We start from the raw sequence: 21203 nt of genomic DNA, 5'->3' as shown, positions 1-21203 counted from the left end.
TGGATGGACGAAGCCATCCGCCGTATTTAATTCCGTGTTGACCCGCGGTGGATAAGTAGAGCGTTATCCACCCTACAAAGCCGCATCGCCTCAGCCGTTACGCTCCGTAGCGGGATGGCCGAAGCCATCCACCGAGGCCGCGATCAGAAATCCTTGCACAAACGCAGCGCGTCATAGATCGCTGCATGGGTGTTGCGCTGCGCCACGCAGTCACCGATACGGAACAGCAGGTAGCCATCACCCGCCTCCGATAGGCATGGCTGCGGCTTGATCGCGAACAGCGCTTCGACGTCGATCTGACCCTTATTGCGCGAACCGTCCTTAAGCCCGTAGTAGAGGCTTTCGTCCGGACGCACGCCGTTCTCCACCACGACCTGATCGACCACCCGTTCTTCCTTGGCGCCGGTGTATTCGTTCTCCAGCACCGCCACCAGCTTGTCGCCCTCGCGGTAGACCTTTTCCAGCATCAGGTCGCCGGTCATGATCACTTCTTTCGGGTACAGGCTGCGGTAGTAGGTCGGGAAGCTGGTGCCGCCGATGGCCACGCCCGGTTTGATGTCGTCGGTGACGATCTCGACCTTGGCGCCCTTCTCGGCGATGAAATCGGCCACCGACATGCCGGTGAATTCGCAAATGGTGTCGTACACCAGCACGTTATTGCCCGGTGCCACGGTGCCGTCGAGGATGTCCCAGCTACTGACTACCAGGCCTTCGTCTGCACCCCAGTGTTCGTTCTGCTCGATAAACGGATGGCCGCCGTTGGCCAGCACCACGATGTCCGGGCGCAGGTCGAGGATGCTGTCGAGATCGGCGCCGGTGCCCAGACGCAGGTCAACGCCGAGACGGGCGATCTCCAGTTGGAACCAGCGGGTGATACCAGCCATCTGGTCACGTTGCGGCGCCTTGGCGGCGAGGCTGATCTGGCCGCCGAGGCTGTCCTTCTTCTCGAACAGGGTGACGTCATGACCGCGCTCTGCGGCAACCCGCGCAGCTTCCATCCCAGCTGGACCGCCGCCGACGATCACCACCTTGCGTTTCGGCCCGGTGGATTTTTCGATGATATGCGGCAGGCCCATGTACTCACGGGAAGTCGCGGCGTTCTGGATGCACAGCACGTCGAGGCCTTGATACTGACGGTCGATGCAATAGTTGGCACCGACGCACTGCTTGATCTGGTCGACCTGGCCCATCTTGATTTTGGCGATCAGGTGCGGGTCAGCGATGTGCGCGCGGGTCATGCCGACCATGTCGACATAGCCGCCCTCGAGAATACGCGTGGCCTGGTTCGGATCCTTGATGTTCTGCGCGTGCAGCACCGGCACCTTGACCACTTCCTTGATCCCGGCTGCCAGATGCAGGAACGGCTCCGGCGGGTAGCTCATGTTCGGGATAACGTTGGCCAGGGTGTTGTGGGTGTCGCAACCCGAGCCGACCACGCCGATAAAGTCGAGCATGCCGGTGTCATCGTAGTACTTGGCGATCTGCTTCATGTCCTCGTGGGACAGGCCGTCCGGATGGAATTCGTCGCCGCACAGGCGGATGCCCACACAGAAATCGTCACCCACTTCGGCGCGTACGGCCTTGAGCACTTCCAGGCCGAACTTCATCCGGCCCTCAAAGCTGCCGCCCCATTCGTCGGTGCGTTTGTTGACCCGCGGTGACCAGAACTGATCGATCATATGCTGGTGCACGGCGGACAGTTCGACACCGTCCAGGCCACCTTCTTTGGCGCGGCGCGCGGCTTGCGCGTAGTTGCCGATCACCCGCCAAATTTCCTCGACCTCGATGGTCTTGCAGGTGGCGCGGTGCACCGGTTCGCGGATGCCCGACGGCGACATCAGGGTCGGCCAGTTGAAACCGTCCCAGCGCGAGCGGCGGCCCATGTGGGTAATCTGGATCATGATCTTGGCGCCATGCTTGTGCATGGCGTCGGCCAAATTCTGGAAGTGCGGGATGATCCGGTCGGTCGACAGGTTGACCGAGCTCCACCACTCCTGCGGACTATCGATTGCCACCACCGATGAGCCGCCACAGATGGCCAGACCGATGCCGCCCTTGGCCTTCTCTTCGTAATACTGCACGTAACGCTCGGTGGTCATGCCACCATCGGTGGCATAGACCTCAGCGTGGGCGGTGCTGATCACACGGTTACGGATGGTCAGTTTGCCGATCTGAATCGGCTGGAACATTGCTTCGAAAGCCATTGCGGCACCCTCACGGAAAGCGGCCTAGCGTTACTGTGTGGAAGGGACTGAGCGGCACCCCGCATTAGCGGCGAAGATGTCGCGGCTGAGCCTCCCCACGCACGATTGTTTTTAGAGTGGTTGAGTGCGGAACAGGCCATGGTCATGGCCTGCCTGCGACGCACCGTAGACTTGTTCGGCACGGGTACGAATGCTGCTGCCCTGAGCCTGCAGAATCTGGTCCATGGCACCCGCAAACCAGCCGGTGAACATGTAGTCGACCATGCGCCCACACTGGCCGTAGACGTAGACGAAGGCGGAATGATCCAGGCGCACCTCGCAGGTGCCTGCGTCAAGGTCGATCGCCTGGGTCTTGAACAGCCCCCAGCCGCGCTGCGACAGGCGCTTCATGTAGTGCTCGAACACCGCCACGCCGGACAGGCCATGGCATTCAGCCTCTTTCTCGCACCAGTGCCAGGCGGACTTGTAGCCGGCCTTGTAGAGAATTTCGGCATAGGCGTCGGCGCCGAGCACTTCCTCGATGCCGATATGGTTGTTGACGAAGAAATGCCGCGGTACATAAAGCATCGGCAGGGCGTCGGTGGTCCAGACGCCGGTTTCGTCGTCGACCTGGATGGGCATTTCGGGGGCGTGAGAGGCCATGGGGAAAACTCCGTAATCAAGTCGTTTGTAGGGTGGATGGCGCTTTATCCATCCACCAGAAAGGTGAGTCACCGCGCAGTGGGGTGGTGGATGAAAAAAGCGTCATCCACCCTACGGATTTGGCATCGCGTCAGGCTTATTCGCCCCAGACGTCCGCCAAGACCCTTACCCAGTTCTCGCCCATGATCTTGCGCACCACGCGCTCGGAATGGCCGCGTTTGAGCAGGGTCTCGGTGAGGTTGGGGAACTCGCCGACGGTGCGGATGCCCAGCGGGTTGATGATCTTGCCGAAACTGGTCAGGCGGCGGGCGTAGCCCTTGTCGTGGGTCAGGTATTCGAAGAAGTCCTGGCCGTGGCCCTGGGTGAAGTCGGTGCCGATGCCGATGGCGTCTTCACCGACGATGTTCATCACGTATTCGATGGCTTCGGCGTAGTCGTCGATGGTCGAATCGATGCCCTTGGCCAGAAACGGCGCAAACATGGTCACACCGACAAAACCGCCATGATCGGCGATAAATTTCAGCTCGGCGTCGGACTTGTTGCGCGGGTGCTCTTTCAGCCCCGACGGCAGGCAGTGGGAATAGGTAACCGGTTTTTTCGATTCGAGAATAACTTCCTCGGAAGTCTTCGAACCCACATGAGAGAGGTCGCACATGATGCCGACGCGGTTCATCTCGGCGACGATCTCGCGGCCAAAACCAGAGAGGCCGCCGTCACGCTCGTAGCAGCCGGTGCCCACCAGGTTCTGGGTGTTGTAGCACATCTGCACAATGCCCACGCCGAGCTGCTTGAACACCTCGACATAACCGATCTGGTCCTCGAACGCATGCGCATTCTGGAAGCCGAAGAGGATGCCGGTCTTGCCCTGCTCCTTCGCCTTGCGGATGTCGGCCGTCGTACGTACCGGCATCACCAGGTCGCTGTTCTCGCGTATCAGCTTCTGGCTGGCGGCAATATTGTTCACCGTGGCCTGAAAACCTTCCCATACCGACACGGTGCAGTTGGCTGCGGTCAGCCCGCCTTTGCGCATGTCTTCAAACAGCTCGCGGTTCCACTTGGCGATGATCAGCCCGTCAATAACGATGCTGTCGGCGTGCAATTCGGCTGGGCTCATCAGGCAGTCCCCTTTAGTGTGTCGCCAAACCCGTTGTTGGCGCTTTGGATTGAGCATATCCCCGAGGGCTCGAACGACCCGGTGCAAAAACGACTGGGGTATTGCCGAAAGCGTCAAAGCTGGGTCGCGGGCAGATATGCGCAGGCCAGGGCCCCGTACAAGGCAGTGACCACCCGTAGGGTGGGTTAGTGGCGCAGGGGCTCGTTATGGGCAGCACCACACAATTCGGACGCCGCGTAGCCCACCATCGCGGTTTGCCGATAGACCGAAATGGTGGGTTACGGCGCGTTGTAAATCGGTGGCGTTTGCCTGATCCCGCGCCTAACCCACCCTACAAAGGCAGCCTGCAACCCAGGCCTGGTACAGAACTAAAAAAAGCCCCTGCCCGGGGTTATCCGGCAGGGGCCAAGGTGACCCTTGAGGAGGGTCTCAGTGTGGCGCGGTGGTCGCCGGCCTGCGTCGTGCTGCCAGCAGACCGTATGCGGTCAAACCGAGCAGCAGCCACAGGCCGAGCGTCATATGCAGTGTTACTCCGAGCCGACTTGGCGCAGATACGGCGCGGGGGCTGCGCCGAGGTTGCTGAGCACCCGCTCGCTGTACCAGTCGATAAAGTTGACCACGCCAAACTCGTAGGTCTTCGAGTATGGGCCAGGCTGGTAGGCGGTGGAGTTGATGCCGCGCTGGTTCTCTTCGGCCAGGCGACGGTCCTGGTCGTTGGTCGCGTCCCACACCTGGCGCATGCGCGCCACGTCGTAGTCGACACCTTCAACGGCATCCTTGTGCACCAGCCACTTGGTGGTAACCATGGTTTCCTGGGCGCTGATCGGCCACACGGTAAAGACGATGATGTGATCGCCCATGCAGTGGTTCCACGAGTGCGGCAGATGCAGGATGCGCATCGAGCCGAGGTCCGGGTTCTGGATGCGGCCCATCAGCTTGTTGCAGCCCTGCTTGCCGTCCATGGTCATGGACACCGTGCCTTTGAGCAGCGGCATGCGCACGATGCGGTTGCGCAAGCCAAAGCTGGCATGGGCGTAGGGAATCTTCTCGGCGTCCCAGGCGGCTGCGGAGGCGGCCACATGATCCTTGAAGGCCTGATCGGCGCGCGGGTCGGTAACGTCGTCCCACTCCAATAGGGTGTTGAGCAACTCTGGATGCGAGCCACTGCAGTGGTAGCACTCGCGGTTGTTCTCCAGCACCAGCTTCCAGTTGGCCTTTTCCATCAAGGTGCTTTGTATCGCCACCTTGGTGTTCTCCATGTCGTAGGGCTCCATGTAGTGGGCCAGGGTGCTGAGGAAGTCATCAATGGCCGGCGGATTCTCGGCCAGGGAGATAAAGATGTAGCCGCCCGCGACCTTGCAGTTCACCGGTTTGAGGCCGTATTCCTTCATGTCGAAGTCGGCGCCCATTTCGGTGCCGGCGAACAGCAGACGGCCGTCCAGCTCATAGGTCCATTGGTGGTAGTGGCAGACCAGCTTGGCCACCTTGCCTTTGTCGCTGGTGCACAGGCGCGAACCGCGATGGCGGCAGACGTTATGGAAGGCGTGCACCACGCCTTCGGCGCCGCGGATCACGATGATCGGGTTGTCGCCGAGTTGCAGGGTCAGGTAGTTGCCCTTGGCGGGAATTTCGCAGGTCATGCCGGCAATCAGCCACTCCTTGTGAAAGATCTCCTGCATGTCGATCTGGAACAGACGCTCGTCGTTATAAAACGGCTGCGGCAAGGAAAAAGTGCGCTCGCGGGTCTGCAGCATCTCGGCGGTGGCCTTGCGTGCGGGCTCCAGTGGATCGCCCAGGCTCAGAGTAGAAGTGACGTCCATCGGTAACTCCTCAATGGCGACTCGCTCGGCGAGTTGCCGCAATAAAGTGGCTAATAGCAAGTCTGCTAACGCGCCGATGCGAGCCGCGTTGCCGCGTCAGCAGACCCTCACGCAAGGTGGCGTCATTGCCCCGCTCTGCGCCTGCCGATGGCGACTGGATAAACGGAGAATTCGCTCGTGACCTTTTTGCTTCGGCTGGCTGCGAGTGTGGGGCTGAGCGTGGGCGAAACCTTATCTATGGGCGACATGGCCACATCCGTTTCCGACGCGGCAAACCAAGGTCTGCGCGGCAGGTCGCGATAAGCATGTAAATGTCGCTGGCAGATAAATGAGCCTGCCTGCCTGTGCGCACAATCGGCCCCATATAAGGCCGATGTCCGGCCGTGCGGAGAGACGTCCATGACGACGAACGACTTCCTCAACCCAGTTACCACGCAGACCTGGAGCAACGGTCGGCATATGGTGCGCTGCGTCAAAGTCATCCAGGAAACCTGGGATGTGCGCACCTTCTGCTTTATGGCCGATCAGCCAGTGCTGTACTTCTTCAAGCCGGGGCAGTTCGTCACCCTGGAACTGGAGATCGACGACCAGCCGGTAATGCGCTCCTACACCATTTCCAGCTCGCCCTCGGTGCCCTACAGCTTCTCTATCACCATCAAGCGGGTGCCGGGCGGCAAGGTCTCCAACTGGCTGCACGATAATCTGCAAGACGGTCAGGTGCTTGCCGTGCACGGCCCGGTGGGGCTGTTCAACGCCATGGACTTCCCTGCCGACAAGGTGCTCTATCTAAGCGGTGGCGTCGGCATCACCCCGGTGATGTCGATGGCGCGCTGGTTCTACGACACCAACGCCAATGTCGATATGGTCTTTGTGCACAGCGCGCGCTCGCCGAAAGACATCATCTACCACCGCGAGCTGGAACATATGGCCGCGCGGATCAACAACTTCAGCCTGCACGTGATCTGCGAGAAGCACGGCTTGGGCGAGGCCTGGGCCGGTTATCGCGGCTACCTCAACCAGAAGATGCTGGAGCTGATTACCCCGGATTATCTGGAGCGGGAGATCTTCTGCTGCGGCCCGACGCCTTATATGAATGCGGTCAAGCGTCTGCTCGAAAGCAATGGCTTTGATATGCAGCGTTATCACGAGGAGTCCTTCGGTGCGACGCCGCCGGAAGTGCGCGCCGAGGTCAAGGAACTGGCCGCCGAAGCCGCCGATGCCGATCCGATACCTACCGCCGACCAGCATCAGGTGGCATTCACCAGCACCGGCAAGAGCATTCGCGTTAACCCCGGCGAAACCGTGCACGCGGCCGCCGCCAAACTTGGCCTGCATATTCCAAAAGCCTGCGGCATGGGCATCTGCGGCACCTGCAAGGTGCTGAAAACCGCTGGCGAAGTGAGCATGGAACACAACGGCGGCATCACCGACGAAGACGCGGCCGAGGGTTATATCCTCTCCTGCTGCAGCGTGCCGCAGGGGGATGTGGCCATCGAGTATTGAGGGCGTTGTAAGCCCAACACCACACACAGCAAAACGCCGCACTCGCCATCAAGGTCGGTGCGGCGTTTTTGTTTGGCGATGTACCCGTTATGTGTTGAGCCGTCCGGGACGGCTATACGGGGCATGGACCGCGGTAATACCTAGGGGGCTTAGGTGCGGTCCAGGGATCAGGCAAACAACATCAAGCGCCAACGCGGCGTTGGCCCAGCATTGCGCTCTACCGACAAACCGCAGTGGTGGGTTACGCCGCGCTCGGGTTGCGTTGCGATACCTATAACCAGCCCCCGCGCCGCTAACCCACCCTACAAAAGCGGCTTGCAACATGGCCCTGGGATATAGCCTTTTGTTTGGGCGGCGCAGGTTGGTTTTTGTAGGGTGGATGGCGCTTCACCCATCCACCGCTCGACAATCGCAATGGTGGATGAGAAAGCGCCATCCACCCTACGTTCTGATCGCGGGCAAGCCCGCTCCTACAGGGTAGTCAGCGCGGCTTAGAACCTGCTCACGATCTCGCGAGCTAGAGTCCTACAAGGCAAAAACAGGCGAGGAAGCGGAGTGTACGAGCTGTACATGAGCATTCCGAGCCTGTTTTTAACGCAGTAGGGCCGACGCGCAGCAGATCGTGAACAGGTTCTTAAAGCCTGACACTGGCAAAGGTCGACTCCCCCTGCGCCCGCGTCAGCGCCGCCATGGCCGAGGATGGCGATGGGCGCATCAGATCTTCCGGCATTGGCAGCAGCGCCACCACATGGCCGTTCTGCTGGCCCGCACGCTCGTCACGCGGTGGGATGCCGAAGTATTCGCGGTAGCACTTGGAGAAGTGCGGGGTGGAGACAAAGCCGCACACCGAGGCCACTTCGATAATCGACATGCTGGTCTGCTTGAGCAGCTGACGCGCGCGGATCAGACGCAACTTGAGGTAATAGCGCGACGGCGAGCAGTGCAGGTATTTCTGGAACAGGCGCTCCAGCTGGCGACGCGACACATCGACGTACAGCGCCAGCTGATCGAGGTCGATCGGCTCTTCCAGGTTGGCTTCCATCAGCGCGACGATTTCCTGCAGCTTCGGCTGGTTGGTGCCAAGCATGTGCTTGAGCGGCACGCGCTGGTGATCCTGCTCGTTGCGGATGCGTTCGTAGATAAACATCTCGGAAATCGCTGCCGCCAGTTCACGGCCATGCTCACGACCGATCACGTGCAGCATCATGTCCATCGGCGCGGTACCGCCGGAGCTGGTGTGGCGTTTGCGATCAATGGAAAACAACCGGGTGCTGACAGCCACGCGCGGAAAGGCCTCCTGCATGGCGGCGAGAAACTCCCAATGCACACTGCAGTCATGGCCATCGAGCAGACCAGCCTTGGCCAGGGCCCAGCTGCCCGTACATACCGCGCCCAACTGTGCACCATGACGCGCCTGGCTTTGTAGCCACTGCACATGCTCGCGGGTGACGCTGTGCTGGATGTCCACGCCGCCGCAGACAATCACCGCATCCAGGCGCGGCGCCGTAACCAGGCTGGCGTCGGGAGTGATCTGCAGGCCGTCACTGGCGCAGACCGGCAGGCCGCTCTGGCTGAGGGTATGCCAACGGTACAACTCCTTGCCGGACAACTGGTTGGCCATGCGCAGCGGCTCAACGGCAGACGCCAGAGAAATCAGGGTGAAGTTGTCGAGTAGCAGAAAGCCGATGGACTGCGGCGCACGGCTCTGGGGTTGTGCCCCTTGAGTGGACTGTGACATCAGGTAAACCCTCACGCGAAGCAAAGCACGGTAGTGAGCCCCTCTGTGGGATGGCTCTTCTTATGGTTCTGGAACTGCACAACGCCAGATCGACAACCGGCACAACGCAAAGGCCGTGCCTAAATTGATTGGGTGTTCAATTAAAAATAGGTGGATTGGTCCTTCACTAGTGCCACTAGGCGTTGGCAGGAGCGACATTAGTATTCTGATAGCGACCTAAAACGCCCGTTTAACGGGCGTTTGAGCATTTCGGTAGCACTGGTGACCGGGGAGTCTGTCACCCCGCTACGCAGGGTAAAAACGCTGCGGTAACGGACCAACGGTCGAGCCATATTCAGCAGCCTTGCGCCGCTTTTCTTCGCTGCCTGGAACGGCTCTGCACCACAATCGCGCACAACTGACTGAACGCGGGCCTCAACACTCGACGGCACTAACCGCCAAGCCTCCGCGCGAGGTTTCCTTGTACTTGTCATGCATATCGGCACCCGTATCGCGCATGGTGCGGATTACTCGGTCCAGGGAAATAAAATGCTGACCGTCACCGCGTAACGCCATCTGCGCAGCGTTGATGGCTTTCACCGCAGCAATCGCGTTGCGCTCGATGCACGGCACCTGCACCAGGCCACCGACCGGATCGCAGGTCAGGCCGAGGTTATGTTCCAAACCGATTTCGGCGGCGTTCTCTACCTGCTCGGGGGTGGCGCCAAGAATCTCCGCCAGCCCCGCCGCGGCCATGGCGCAAGCCGAGCCGACCTCGCCTTGGCAGCCGACTTCAGCACCCGAAATCGATGCGTTCTTCTTGCACAGGATGCCGATGGCCGCTGCAGCCAGCAGGTAGTCGACCACATTGGCTTCGCTGACTGCCGGACTGAAGCGCACGAAGTAATGCAGCACTGCCGGAATGATCCCCGCCGCACCATTGGTCGGTGCGGTGACCATGCGCCCGCCGGCGGCGTTTTCCTCGTTGACCGCCAGGGCGAACAGATTGACCCACTCCATGCCGCTCAGCGTCGAGCCGATCACATTGGGTTTGCTCATTTCCTGCAGGCTGCGGTGCAGCTTGGCGGCGCGGCGCTTCACATTCAGGCCGCCCGGCAGGATGCCCTCATGCTGCAAACCCTGCTCGACGCACTCGCGCATGGCCTGCCACAAGCGCATCAAGCCACTGTTGATTTCCGCCTCACTGCGCCAGGCCTTTTCGTTGGCCATCATCAGCTCGGAGACGCGCAGACCGTGTTCCTTGCACAGACGCAACAGTTCCTCGGCGCTGCTGAAGTCGTAGGGCAGTGCGGTGTGATCCTGATCCAGCTGGCCACTGGCGGCCTGCTCGGCGTCTACCACAAAACCGCCACCGACCGAGTAATAGGTATTTTCGTGCAGCAGGCTGCCGTCACCTGCAAACGCGCTGAGGGTCATGGCGTTGGGGTGATAGGGCAGGTTTTCTTCCAGCAGAAGCATGTCGCGCTGCCAGTCGAAGGCGATGCCAACGCGCCCACCGAGCTGCAACTGACCACTGGCCAATAACTCGGCGATACGCGGCTCGATACTGCTCGGGTCGACCTGATCCGGCCACTCACCCATCAGCCCCATGATTACCGCTCGGTCGCTACCATGGCCTACACCGGTGGCCGACAGCGAGCCGTACAGGCGCACTTGCAAGCGTGCGGTGCGTTCCAGCAAACGCCGCTCGGCCAATGCGCCGCTGAACAGCGCCGCCGCCCGCATAGGCCCGACGGTGTGCGAACTGGACGGCCCGATGCCGATCTTGAACAAGTCAAACACGCTGATAGCCACGACTCTCTCCTGCACTGATGCTACGTGCAGGCCATGATCAGGATTTCCCCAGCGCACAGTCGCCCCACACCGACTCGGCCATGCCTAAATCCGTCAATTTCCCATCCATACGACGGATCGCAGGTGCGGGGGATTTCTGTAGCCCGGATGCAATCCGGGGGAATCTATGGCTACTCCTCGATTACCTGTTCCATGCAGCAATTCCCCGTAGGAGCGCGATTTGCTCCCGCGGATTTCACCCAGGCTAACCCGTTCACATTTTCAAGCGCTGCCGCAGCAATTCACGACACCTGCATTCCAGTTGCGACTCCACGCATAGGCAGCGCAGGAAAACTGTCGGCATGATCGCCGCGCCCATGGATCGGCCGGCCACGCTCGCCCTGCCCGCCCCGTGGTCCGATTGCGCGCCTGCACAGACGCGCCCCGTCCATGCATTTGGGAGAAGGCTTGATGAAACTGAATTTGCGTCGCGGCTTACTGGCCGCTGCCCTGTGTACACCGTTGCTGGCGCAGGCCGCCGACCCATCCAGCTGCAAGCTGATTCGCTTCGCCGACGTTGGCTGGACGGATCTGATCACGACCAACGCCGTGACCCGCCTGGTACTCAGCGAGCTGGGCTATCGCTCGCAACTCAAGCGTCTCTCGCTACCGGAGACTTTCAAGGCGCTGCACGACAATGAAGTCGACGTGTTTCTCGACACCTGGCTACCCAGCTCAGAGAAAGATATCCGCCCCTACCTGGACGACGGCTCGGTGGAGCTGCTGACAGTCAACCTGGAGGGCGCCAAATACACCCTGGCAGTCAACCAGGCTGCCCACGATGCCGGCCTCAAGGATTTCGCCGATATCGCCAAGTTCAGCCAACAGCTCGACGGCAAGATTTACGGGATCGAACCGGGTAACGGTGGCAATCAGCTGATCCAGCAAATAATCGACAAGAACGCCTTCGGCCTCGCCGACTTCAAACTGGTGGAATCCAGCGAGACCGAGATGATCCTCCACGTCAAACGGGCGGACCATCTAAACAAATGGGCGGTATTCCTCGGCTGGGAGCCCCACCCGATGAACAACCAGCTGAACATGCGTTACCTGAGCGGCGGCGATGACTATTTCGGCCCCAACCTCGGTGGCGCCACGGTCTATACAACCGTGCGCAAGGGCCTCGTCAGCCAGTGCCCGAATCTCGGTCGGCTGCTCAAGAACATCCGCTTCAGCCTGGAAATGGAGAACGACCTGATGGAGGCGATTCTCAACAAGAACACCAACCCGCGACGCGAGGCCAAAGCGTGGCTAAAAGCCAACCCAAAAGTACTCGAGTCCTGGCTGGTGGGCGTAACAAGACTGAACGGTCAATCAATAAAAACCGCCGAAAACCTGTCAAGTGAAAATTAATTTGTCATTTTTTTCGAACACCGCGCAGCCCCCTAACCATAGTGTCTGCGGCTAATTTAAAAGCTGCGAACCACGGCCGGCGCGGCTTGCAGCCTTGGCAAGCGGGGTAAAAAGTCTGTTATGGTTTTTTTAGCAAACGGTATGTCGCCGCGTAACACGTCAGAGTCGTAAACCGACAATTGCGGCAATTTGAAGACTATATCGTTGAGTCAGCCGATTTCGTCGCTCTGACCTCCACCGGAGGCAGAGACCGGGAGCCCACAGCCCCGGACCGAAGAACATATAAGCGCTGGCTCCTTACTGATGGGTGCCAGCCCAACAAGAAATTTCGGATGTACGTGCGCCTCGGATTGAGGCGTGAAATTCCCAAGGATTGGGCTTCGTAACACTGCCAGAGGGTATGGAACGCGGTTTGCAGCACGGCACAGTAAGGTTCACTCAACAGCCCACCCCAGTTTCGTCCATTGCTCACAAGGCAACTGGCGCGTTGCAGCGGTTGTGCCTGAGCGTCTCTGATCTGCAGCGCAGCAAAGCACGGTGCCAACCTCGCAACCCAGCAAACACACACAGGCAAGAACAGTCGGCATCACCGCACGTACGCCAGCTGGCGTACGCCCGGTTCCGCAGCACTGATCTGGATGTCTACTGAGGGGAACAGTCCCATGCAGTCTGGAAAAATCGTCGTCGAGAACCTCTACAAGGTTTTCGGCTCACAACCGCAAGAAGCCATCGATCTGCTCAAGCAGGGCTGGAGCAAGGAACGGATTCTTGCGGAAAAAGGCGCAGTTATCGGCGTCAGCGACGTGTCCTTCAGCGTCGAGGAAGGTGAAATTTTCGTGCTCATGGGCCTTTCCGGCTCCGGCAAATCCACCTTGATCCGCCTGATCAACCGCCTGGTTGAGCCCAGCGATGGCAATGTCTACATCGATGGACAGAACGTCGCCAAGATGCCCAAGGCAGAACTGATTGACCTGCGCCGCCGCGACATGAGCATGGTCTTCCAGTCCTTCGCCCTGATGCCCTCGCGCAGCGTGTTGGACAACGCCGCGTTCGGCCTGGAAGTGGCCGGCAAGAGCAAGAAGGTGCGTGAAGAGCGCGCCATGCAGGTACTCAAGCAGGTTGGCCTGGACACCTTTGCGCACAAGATGCCGCATGAGCTGTCTGGCGGCATGCAACAGCGCGTCGGCCTGGCCCGCGCCCTGGCGGTCGACCCGTCAATGATCATTATGGACGAGGCGTTTTCCGCCCTCGACCCGCTCAAGCGCCGCGAGATGCAAGACGTGCTGCTGGAGCTGCAGAAGACTGATCGCCGCACCATCATCTTCGTCTCCCACGACATCGAAGAAGCCATGCGCATCGGCACCCGCATCGGCATCATGGAAGGCGGCAAACTGGTTCAGGTCGGCACCCCGCAAGAGCTGATCGACAACCCCGCCAACGATTACGTGCGCAACTTCTTCAATACCGTCGACACCAACCGCTACCTCACTGCTGGCCAGCTGATGGCCGACAGCGTGCCGATCTACGTGCACAACGGCAAAGCGCCGGACGCGCAAACGGTCTGCCAGGAGCTGCAGGCGCTGGACAAGCACTACGCCTTTATCGTCGACGAGCAGAACAATTTCCAAGGCTCCATCAGCCTGGAGAAAATTGCCCTGCTGGTCGAGGGCGGCACCAGCTGCGGCCTCGATGGCGATGTGCTGAAGCAGATCAACCCCATTTCCGAAGGTACTCCGCTGGATCAGGTGATCGAACGCCTGGTGGACAACGAAGGGCCGATTCCGGTGATTGACGAACACGGCCATTACAGCGGCGCCATCAGCAAGGGTCGCCTGTTGACCCGCCTGCAGGGAGAGTCCCATGAGTGAGAAACAGCTCGACCTGGGTAGCTGGGTCAACGACATGGTGCAGCACCTGCTGGACAACTACAGCGATGGCTTTGACAGCGTCGGCGCAGTGGTCAATGGCTTCTCCGAAGGCATCGAATGGCTGCTGATGCTGCCACCGGCCTGGCTGCTGATCGCCATCTTCGTCGGCCTCGGCCTGTGGCGCATCAGCTACAAGTTCGCCATCTTCACCGCCGTGGCCTTTGTGCTGATCGTCCTCACCGGTTTCTGGGAACAGACCGTGGTGACCCTCGGCCTGACGTTCTCTGCCACCCTGATCAGCCTGCTACTCGGCATACCGCTGGGTATCTGGGCGGCACGCAGCGAACGAGTGGCGACCACCATCCGGCCGATTCTCGACTTTATGCAGACCATGCCGGCGTTCGTTTACCTGATTCCTGCCGCCATGCTCTTCGGCCTCGGCCGCGTGCCGGGGATCATCGCCACGGTGATTTTCGCCATGCCACCGGCGGTGCGCCTGACCAACCTGGGCATCCGCCAGGTGAATAAAGAGATCATCGAAGCCGGCCAGTCCTTCGGCTGCACCCCGCGTCAGCTACTGTTCAAGGTCCAGCTGCCCAACGCCATGCCGTCGATCATGGCCGGGGTCAACCAGACCATCATGATGGCCCTGTCGATGGTGATCATCGCCTCGATGGTTGGCGCCGGCGGCCTGGGTAACGACGTACTGGCGAGTATCCAGCGCCTGGACATCGGCCTGGGCTTCGAAAGCGGCATGGCCGTGGTGCTGCTGGCGATCATTCTCGACCGCATCACCGAAAGCTTCGGTACGCCGCAAACCAAACGCAGCACGTTATTCAGCTGGGTCAACAGCAAGCTTCAACGCCAGTAATCTAAATTTAACCATCACAGGGAATCGCAGATGAAGACGATTAAACAGCTCGCAGGTGTCGGCCTGCTCTCCGCGGCCATGCTACAGAGCGCCTGGGCGCAGGAGCCGGAGAGCTGCAAGATGGTGCGCTTCGCCGAAATCGGCTGGGCTGACATCGCCGCCACCACTGGCGTCGCCATGACCCTCAGCGAAGGCCTGGGCTACCAGACTCGCAAGATCATGGCCTCCGTCCCCATCGCCTTTACCGGTGTTCAGAAAGGCCAGATCGACGTCTTCCTCGGTTACTGGGCCCCCTCAATGGACGCAGTAATCGAGCCCTTCACCAAGGATAACGGCGTCAAGGTGCTGCCCAAGCCCAACCTCGAAGGGGCCAAGTACACCCTGGCCGTGCCGACCTATGCCGCCGAAGCCGGGCTAAAAAGCTTTGCCGACATCGCCAAGTTCAAAGACCAACTGGACGGTAAGATCTTCGGCATCGAGCCCGGCAACGACGGCAACCTGCTGATCGAGGGCATGATCAAGAACGACCAGTTCGGCCTCGGCGACTTCAAGATGGTCGAATCCAGCGAAGCCGGCATGCTGGTACAGCTGCAACGCGCGGTGAAGAAGAATGAACCCGCGGTATTCCTCGGCTGGGCACCACACCCAATGAATACCCAGTTCGATATCACCTACCTGGAAGGCGGCGATGACGTCTTCGGCCCGGACTTCGGCGCCGCCAAGGTCTACACCGTCGTACCGCCTGACTACGAAGCGCGCTGCGCCAACGTCGGCAAACTGCTGAACAACCTGCAGTTCACCGTAGAAATCGAAAGCCAGCTGATGGAAAAGGTGCTGGATAAACAGAACCCTACCAAAGTCGCGGCCGACTGGATCAAAGCCAACCCGGCGATCCTCGACCAGTGGCTGGCCGGCGTAACCACCTATGACGGCCAGGACGGCGTTGCAGCGGTGAAGAAACACCTCGGCATGTAAGCCACACCGCGCCGTCCAGGTAATTAATGGACGGCGCAGTGAATCACCCAACGTATTGCGCAACCCAACCAGCGAAGCCACATGGCTATCGCCTGGGTTGCTGCAGCCGCGATTTACCTCGCGGCGCTGATAGGAGCCGGGCCATTACCTAGCCCGAATGCAATATGGGAACGGACTCGCCGGCAAAGCAAGACCCGGACTGCAACCGGGCGACACAACCGCAACATCTTTACCCAGCAAGGCCCGCAAGAAGAACGCGCCAGTAACTCACTGAACTGCCACTCTCACTGACGGAGCACAACCTATGCGAAACCTGAAAAACCTCTGCCTGCAAAGCCTCGGCGTCGCCGCCCTGGCACTCGGCATGAGCACCGCCATGGCGGCTGATAAACCCACCCTGAAAATCGGCTATGTAAACGGCTGGGACGACAGCGTCGCAGCCACTCACGTAGCGGGTGAAATCCTGCAAAGCAAACTCGGCTACACCGTTGAATTGAAGCCCGTAGAGCCAGCCATCATGTGGCAGGGCGTAGCCCGTGGCGACCTCGACGCCACCCTCTCCGCCTGGCTGCCCGCCACCCACGGCGAATACTTTGAAAAACTCAAAGACAAAGTCGAAGTGCTCGGCACCAACTACGCCGGCGCCAAAATCGGCTTGATCGTACCGGACTACGTACAAGCCAAATCCATCGCCGATCTGCAAACCTATTCCAAGGACTTCGACGGCAAAATCACCGGCATCGACGCCGGTGCCGGCGTGATGCGCCGCGCCGAAGAAGCGATCAAGGAATACGCCCTGACCGACATCAAACTGATGCCAAGCTCCGGCCCGGCCATGGCCACCGCCCTGACCCGCGCCGAAAAAGCCCAGAAGCCAATTGTTGTCACCGGCTGGATCCCGCACTGGATGTTCGCAAAATGGAAACTGCGCTTCCTCGAAGACCCGAAAAAAATCTTCGGCGATGACGAGCACGTCGACACAGTGGCCAACCCTAGCATCACTACCAAAGCCCCAGAAGCCGCTGCCTTCCTGAAGAAATTCTCCTGGAGCGGTGAAGAAGTCGGCAGCGTGATGCTCGCCATCCGCGAAGGCGCCAAGCCGGAAGAAGCCGCTAAAGACTGGATCAGCAAAAACCCAGAGCGCGTCGCCGAGTGGCTTAAATAAGCCAAGGCAGCACCTCTATATAGAAGCGGGCTACGGCCCGCTTTTTTGTGGGCGCGAAATAGTTGCAGAGAATGTTCTAGACAATGGGATATGGGGGTGGATAGGGTTGGAGAATGGTGCGCTGAGTAATGGCCAGGCTGTCGCCTAATCCCCTATCCAATCCGACTGACTCGCGACATACGACCCGGGATATTGAAGGGCTGCAGTAGGCAAGAGGGCGTTATACGACAGATAAACGCGAAATTGTTATTTCGCATAATTAATAGCTATACAAAAAACCACCAGCAGAAGCGCTCATGAAATATATAATTAGACTATTACTAATACTCGCAGCGCCTTATGCTGACGCCGATATATCTATTGAACAAGAAACTACTGACTGCCTAAGAGTTAAAAACTTCTCTATTACAGGGAGCAACTACTACAAGCTAGAAGAGTATTCAAAGGCTAGAGAGCAATATGAACAACAAGCCGCATGGTCTGAGAGCTGCCAGTTCAGCGAGCAAGAAATCGCCACTGCCTACAACAATGTCGCACTTACATATATCCACGAGAGAAAATATCTAAAAGCAAAAGCATGGCTCGACGTACAGCCAAGAAACAAAAAATCAATTTTTAATTACAGCAAAGTAAAAGAACAAATAGAAACATCAATAAAAAACCATTCCAACACACCAGAAGGCAGGTATTGGCTTTATGCCGGAAAATCATTATGGAATGAATTCACAATAAGCAAGAAGAACGAGAGCTACGAATTTAACTTTGAAGGCTATTACGCAGGCCTTATGGCAATGTATTACGGTCCGAATATTGGCTCATTTTCCGCATTGCTAAATATAAATAATTCAGAAGCACACCTCGACATGGCCGAGGAAAACGATGCCGGCTCTGACTGCGTATATAAATTTACTTTCGCTGAAACAAAATTAACTGTAGAGCGCGTATCAGGAACATCATGCGGGTTTGGTCATAACGTTTCTGCTGAAGGGATTTATCAGAAAGTTGAGTATTAGATTTATATTTCGTATAACAATCGGTTCAAACCGTTCGCTGCGCTCACTGGGACGGGCTAAAGCCCGCCCATTAACCAAGCGTTAGATGCACTTTGAAATATTCTGGAGCACCAAGAAATGGACAACTCATTCTCCAGCTACAAAGCCTTGATCCGCAAGGCAATACAAGATGCAACCTTTCAACAGCACTCCGCGCTCATCTCGGGGGTTCTACTGCGATTCAGCAGATTGCTAGAAGCATCGGACGTGGCGTCGTTAAGCTCGGAGCAGCTTGAACTTCACAAGCAACTTATCTCAATGGTGCAGACCAATGCGATGGACCTGCAAAATCTGAGACGTTTTCTTCATCTAGCTACTGAAATATCGGATTCGTATGAGGATCATGCAATATATATAGATCCGAACGTAATTCAGTTCTGGTCGGCACTAGATAGCTTTAGTGCATATGAGGCAGATGCATCTCCAGATCAGGTCGCAAGTATTTCGGAGTCCATCCTCAATGTACTTGACTACCACTACACCGGCAGCACCCCGCTTGAGCAGTGGCTAACGACTCCAGAAATCAGACAAGAGTTGGGGCTTCAACTACAAGATCTCGGGACGCGCCTCTAAGAATTCATTCAAGCCGACCCCGTTTCGCGGGTCGGCTTAATTCAGGCGTTAGAAGGCAAGGGTTTTCAAAGCCGCATCGCGACGAAAATACTTATAGAGTCTATTAGCGGACAGGCCGCGATTGCAGCCAGATTAATTATTTAAACAAAGCGACAGACAACTTATTACCATCAACGGCCGAGCTAAACCCATGAACCGCCGCAAAAAAATCAAACAGCTACTAGAAGCACACGCCAAAAAAGCCAATGCCAAATTGGCACCCAAAAAGAAATCCACCTACATCAGCAAAGCCGACCGCTTAAAACTAGCCGCCGAAGCCAACCAAGACTCAGAAGCCATGCCTGAAAGTTGATACATGTGATTCAAGTGCTAAAAATGGCCTGTGTGTTAAGACGAATCACCAGTAGCTTTATCCAGCATGCAATTGCCTAGAAAATTAATAGCGCCACCCGACAGCAAAAGGAAACTTGCAAATATGAACGTACTTATACTTCCAGGTATCGGAAATTCAGGACAAGATCACTGGCAAAGCCACTGGGAACAGACGAATAGCAACTATATCCGCGTCAACCAATCGGACTGGGACAACCCCAGCTGCGCTGACTGGATAGCGTCACTCGAAGACAGCGTCAAACGCTCTGGCACAGATACGATTTTGGTTGCCCATAGCCTGGCATGCCTGCTGGTTGCGCACTGGGCGGCGCAAACGAACATGCCGATCAAAGCGGCCTTGCTGGTCGCAGTACCAAACCCTAAAGGCCCAGCTTTCCCCACCCAGGCAATAGGGTTTGATCCAGTACCAATGCAGCGTCTGCCGTTCAAATCTACTGTTATCGCCAGCACCAACGACCCCTATGGTGGAGTTGCATACGCTGAAGAATGTGCAGCTATTTGGGGCAGCGATCTTGTAAACATCGGCGCGGCCGGCCACATCAACAGCTCTAGTGGCTTGGGTGCTTGGCCCGAAGGGCAGAGGCTCCTGCAGCAACTTAAAGCCGACTGACAACGTTTAATCTTGCTCGCCTCATTTGCAATTAATGAGTACAGCTCGCAGCTTAATAACCCGTGATGGACCACAAGGAAGAACGCTCATATGCCAGGCCAATACCCAAACCGGATCAAACAACTGCCCTTATTCGATGGCCGCTTTGACGCCTATAAGCTTGAAGCTAAAGACAGCACCGTTCTGTTTGCTTCCTACCCTGCCGGCACCTCCATCCCGCCGCACAGCCATGACACCGATAACCATGGCGTAATTACGCGCGGCGAGTTGATCCTGAGCATGAATAACCAAACTATCAGGGTTGGCGTCGGCGAGTGGTATCACGTACCTGCAAACGTTGAGCACTCCGCTTTATTTGAGGTCGAGACCGATGAGGTTGAGTTCTGGTTTGTGTAAGGCATAACCAACCCTTGGATAAACCTGCCGCCTTTTATGTAGATCACCATGCAAGCAAAGTTTCGCGCCGACGTACTGCATAACCGCCATAACGCACAGATCATCGAGCGATGGGATGCGTTGAATCTCACGGATGGCTGGCTAGTCGCCGGCTGCCTTTTTCAGACGGTGTGGAATGTGCTTTCTAGGCAGCCGCCGGAGAGCAAGATCAAAGACTACGACTTCTTCTACTTCGACCCTGCTGACCTGAGCGCAGCGGCGGAAAGCGCTGTTCAGCGCCATGTAGAAACCGTTCTGGCAGACCTGAGCATCACCGTGGAAGTCGCCAATCAGGCGCGGGTGCACCTTTGGTACGAAGAGCATTTTGGCCATCCCTACGCAGCGCTGAGCAGCGCCAGGGAAGGCATCGACCGCTTCTTGATACCGGGAACATGCGTTGGCATTAACCCCAATGAGGTCTATGCACCAAACGGCCTTGAGCTTTTGTATAAGGGAACCTTGACGCCTAACCCGCTGACACCGCACAAAAGACTTTTTGTCGAGAAAGCCGCGTCCTATCAGCTGCGCTGGCCTTGGCTCAGCATCAACGCTACTGAGCAGCCACTTTACGAGTTCAAAACATGAACGGAACATTTCGCACGGACGCCATCGCAACGGCGATAGCTATAGCAGCAGTCACAGCGCTCACCCTGATCAAGGGCGATGTGCTCTTTATGGGACTTTGGTATTACACCTTGGTGCTCCTTGGCACCTTTGCCCTTGCACGACTGGTTAAGCCAAAACCGTTATTTATCACTGGTGGCATTGTTGCAGCCTGCCTCTCATTCAGCATGTACATCTACGCCAACTGGACACCTGCGCCCACTAACGACCTGCTTGGCCTCGGCCATTTATGCTCATTACCCGGAGCGGCTATCGGCCTTTTTATTGGTGCAGTTATCAGCCGGCGTGGAAAACAGCAGAGCAGTACCGCCGCTTTTGTAGCCGGCATAACCGGTTTCGGCCTGGGCTTTGCGGTTAATCAGGCAGTGCTCTGCTCTATAGTTTTGTCCTGTCGTGCGTTGCTGCCGTTCTTATAGCTCGCGTCCACCGC

Annotated in this window: 19 protein-coding genes; 13 read left to right on the top strand and 6 right to left on the bottom strand. The window is 58.0% G+C overall.

From position 1 onward, the window contains the following. Positions 1–143: 143 nt before the first annotated feature. From dgcA to gbcA, 4 genes are all read right to left on the bottom strand, one after another. Complete coding sequence (gene dgcA / locus AACY25_RS14625) at positions 144–2204, bottom strand: dimethylglycine demethylation protein DgcA (protein WP_339525472.1); 2061 nt, start codon at positions 2202–2204, stop codon at positions 144–146. 111 nt (positions 2205–2315) lie between these two features. Then, positions 2316–2846: a DUF5943 domain-containing protein gene (locus AACY25_RS14620; RefSeq protein ID WP_339525471.1), complete on the bottom strand. Its 531-nt coding sequence runs from the start codon at positions 2844–2846 to the stop codon at positions 2316–2318. A gap of 136 nt (positions 2847–2982) precedes the next feature. After that, on the bottom strand, positions 2983–3960 hold the full coding sequence (locus AACY25_RS14615; protein ID WP_339525470.1) for a dipeptidase: 978 nt from the start codon (positions 3958–3960) through the stop codon (positions 2983–2985). 527 nt (positions 3961–4487) lie between these two features. Next, positions 4488–5780 carry a glycine-betaine demethylase subunit GbcA gene (gene gbcA / locus AACY25_RS14610; RefSeq protein ID WP_339411784.1) on the bottom strand — a complete coding sequence of 431 codons (1293 nt, stop codon included), beginning with the start codon at positions 5778–5780 and terminating at the stop codon, positions 4488–4490. Between the two features lie 399 nt (positions 5781–6179). On the opposite strand from gbcA, the gene gbcB reads away from it, so the two are divergent. Continuing rightward, the gene (gene gbcB / locus AACY25_RS14605) at positions 6180–7283 is read left to right on the top strand and encodes a glycine-betaine demethylase subunit GbcB (protein ID WP_339525468.1); all 1104 of its coding nucleotides are present in this window, start codon (positions 6180–6182) and stop codon (positions 7281–7283) included. 634 nt (positions 7284–7917) lie between these two features. Here the strand turns inward: gbcB and AACY25_RS14600 are convergent. Continuing rightward, positions 7918–9021 (bottom strand): GlxA family transcriptional regulator, encoded by a 1104-nt coding sequence (locus AACY25_RS14600; RefSeq protein WP_339525467.1) that lies wholly within the window; start codon positions 9019–9021, stop codon positions 7918–7920. 414 nt (positions 9022–9435) lie between these two features. Further along, a complete protein-coding gene (locus AACY25_RS14595) occupies positions 9436–10815 on the bottom strand; it encodes an L-serine ammonia-lyase (protein WP_339525466.1) in 1380 nt (459 codons plus the stop codon). A 450-nt stretch (positions 10816–11265) separates the two neighbouring features. On the opposite strand from AACY25_RS14595, the gene choX reads away from it, so the two are divergent. The 12 genes from choX to AACY25_RS14535 all read left to right on the top strand — a co-directional run bounded on the left by choX (position 11266) and on the right by AACY25_RS14535 (position 21189). Next, the gene (gene choX, locus AACY25_RS14590; RefSeq protein WP_339525464.1) at positions 11266–12207 is read left to right on the top strand and encodes a choline ABC transporter substrate-binding protein; all 942 of its coding nucleotides are present in this window, start codon (positions 11266–11268) and stop codon (positions 12205–12207) included. A 662-nt stretch (positions 12208–12869) separates the two neighbouring features. Next, a complete protein-coding gene (locus AACY25_RS14585; RefSeq protein ID WP_339525462.1) occupies positions 12870–14075 on the top strand; it encodes a quaternary amine ABC transporter ATP-binding protein in 1206 nt (401 codons plus the stop codon). Continuing rightward, positions 14068–14946 (top strand): ABC transporter permease, encoded by an 879-nt coding sequence (locus tag AACY25_RS14580; protein ID WP_339525461.1) that lies wholly within the window; start codon positions 14068–14070, stop codon positions 14944–14946. The genes AACY25_RS14585 and AACY25_RS14580 overlap by 8 nt, the downstream gene beginning before the upstream one ends. A 30-nt stretch (positions 14947–14976) precedes the next feature. After that, on the top strand, positions 14977–15921 hold the full coding sequence (locus AACY25_RS14575) for a choline ABC transporter substrate-binding protein (protein ID WP_339525459.1): 945 nt from the start codon (positions 14977–14979) through the stop codon (positions 15919–15921). A 304-nt stretch (positions 15922–16225) separates the two neighbouring features. Beyond that, positions 16226–17086 (top strand): glycine betaine ABC transporter substrate-binding protein, encoded by an 861-nt coding sequence (locus AACY25_RS14570; protein ID WP_339525456.1) that lies wholly within the window; start codon positions 16226–16228, stop codon positions 17084–17086. Between the two features lie 296 nt (positions 17087–17382). After that, positions 17383–18099: a tetratricopeptide repeat protein gene (locus AACY25_RS14565; protein WP_339525454.1), complete on the top strand. Its 717-nt coding sequence runs from the start codon at positions 17383–17385 to the stop codon at positions 18097–18099. Positions 18100–18216: 117 nt separating this feature from the next. Beyond that, positions 18217–18711 carry a hypothetical protein gene (locus AACY25_RS14560; protein ID WP_339525452.1) on the top strand — a complete coding sequence of 165 codons (495 nt, stop codon included), beginning with the start codon at positions 18217–18219 and terminating at the stop codon, positions 18709–18711. A 190-nt stretch (positions 18712–18901) separates the two neighbouring features. Next, complete coding sequence (locus tag AACY25_RS14555; protein WP_339525451.1) at positions 18902–19063, top strand: DUF2986 domain-containing protein; 162 nt, start codon at positions 18902–18904, stop codon at positions 19061–19063. Positions 19064–19186: 123 nt separating this feature from the next. After that, entirely contained in the window at positions 19187–19714 is a 528-nt protein-coding gene (locus AACY25_RS14550) for an RBBP9/YdeN family alpha/beta hydrolase (RefSeq protein ID WP_339525449.1), read from the top strand. Positions 19715–19804: 90 nt separating this feature from the next. Then, positions 19805–20110: a cupin domain-containing protein gene (locus tag AACY25_RS14545; RefSeq protein WP_339525448.1), complete on the top strand. Its 306-nt coding sequence runs from the start codon at positions 19805–19807 to the stop codon at positions 20108–20110. 48 nt (positions 20111–20158) lie between these two features. Then, positions 20159–20734, top strand: a complete 576-nt coding sequence (locus AACY25_RS14540; RefSeq protein WP_339525446.1) for a nucleotidyltransferase family protein — start codon at positions 20159–20161, stop codon at positions 20732–20734. Next, a complete protein-coding gene (locus tag AACY25_RS14535) occupies positions 20731–21189 on the top strand; it encodes a hypothetical protein (RefSeq protein ID WP_339525445.1) in 459 nt (152 codons plus the stop codon). Before AACY25_RS14540 ends, AACY25_RS14535 begins: the two co-directional genes overlap by 4 nt. Positions 21190–21203 lie beyond the last annotated feature (14 nt).

Source organism: Pseudomonas sp. EA_35y_Pfl2_R111 (assembly GCF_963970955.1).
Taxonomy (GTDB): domain Bacteria; phylum Pseudomonadota; class Gammaproteobacteria; order Pseudomonadales; family Pseudomonadaceae; genus Aquipseudomonas.
This window is presented reverse-complemented; position numbering and strand designations above follow the sequence as displayed.

What these genes read in the sequence shown, in the direction of transcription:
- dgcA (WP_339525472.1), bottom strand. Translation starts at nt 2,204, where the DNA reads ATGGCTTTCGAAGCAATGTTCCAGCCGATTCAGATCGGCAAACTGACC.
- AACY25_RS14620 (WP_339525471.1), bottom strand. Translation starts at nt 2,846, where the DNA reads ATGGCCTCTCACGCCCCCGAAATGCCCATCCAGGTCGACGACGAAACC.
- AACY25_RS14615 (WP_339525470.1), bottom strand. Translation starts at nt 3,960, where the DNA reads ATGAGCCCAGCCGAATTGCACGCCGACAGCATCGTTATTGACGGGCTG.
- gbcA (WP_339411784.1), bottom strand. Translation starts at nt 5,780, where the DNA reads ATGGACGTCACTTCTACTCTGAGCCTGGGCGATCCACTGGAGCCCGCA.
- gbcB (WP_339525468.1), top strand. Translation starts at nt 6,180, where the DNA reads ATGACGACGAACGACTTCCTCAACCCAGTTACCACGCAGACCTGGAGC.
- AACY25_RS14600 (WP_339525467.1), bottom strand. Translation starts at nt 9,021, where the DNA reads ATGTCACAGTCCACTCAAGGGGCACAACCCCAGAGCCGTGCGCCGCAG.
- choX (WP_339525464.1), top strand. Translation starts at nt 11,266, where the DNA reads ATGAAACTGAATTTGCGTCGCGGCTTACTGGCCGCTGCCCTGTGTACA.
- AACY25_RS14585 (WP_339525462.1), top strand. Translation starts at nt 12,870, where the DNA reads ATGCAGTCTGGAAAAATCGTCGTCGAGAACCTCTACAAGGTTTTCGGC.
- AACY25_RS14580 (WP_339525461.1), top strand. Translation starts at nt 14,068, where the DNA reads ATGAGTGAGAAACAGCTCGACCTGGGTAGCTGGGTCAACGACATGGTG.
- AACY25_RS14575 (WP_339525459.1), top strand. Translation starts at nt 14,977, where the DNA reads ATGAAGACGATTAAACAGCTCGCAGGTGTCGGCCTGCTCTCCGCGGCC.
- AACY25_RS14570 (WP_339525456.1), top strand. Translation starts at nt 16,226, where the DNA reads ATGCGAAACCTGAAAAACCTCTGCCTGCAAAGCCTCGGCGTCGCCGCC.
- AACY25_RS14565 (WP_339525454.1), top strand. Translation starts at nt 17,383, where the DNA reads ATGAAATATATAATTAGACTATTACTAATACTCGCAGCGCCTTATGCT.
- AACY25_RS14560 (WP_339525452.1), top strand. Translation starts at nt 18,217, where the DNA reads ATGGACAACTCATTCTCCAGCTACAAAGCCTTGATCCGCAAGGCAATA.
- AACY25_RS14555 (WP_339525451.1), top strand. Translation starts at nt 18,902, where the DNA reads ATGAACCGCCGCAAAAAAATCAAACAGCTACTAGAAGCACACGCCAAA.
- AACY25_RS14550 (WP_339525449.1), top strand. Translation starts at nt 19,187, where the DNA reads ATGAACGTACTTATACTTCCAGGTATCGGAAATTCAGGACAAGATCAC.
- AACY25_RS14545 (WP_339525448.1), top strand. Translation starts at nt 19,805, where the DNA reads ATGCCAGGCCAATACCCAAACCGGATCAAACAACTGCCCTTATTCGAT.
- AACY25_RS14540 (WP_339525446.1), top strand. Translation starts at nt 20,159, where the DNA reads ATGCAAGCAAAGTTTCGCGCCGACGTACTGCATAACCGCCATAACGCA.
- AACY25_RS14535 (WP_339525445.1), top strand. Translation starts at nt 20,731, where the DNA reads ATGAACGGAACATTTCGCACGGACGCCATCGCAACGGCGATAGCTATA.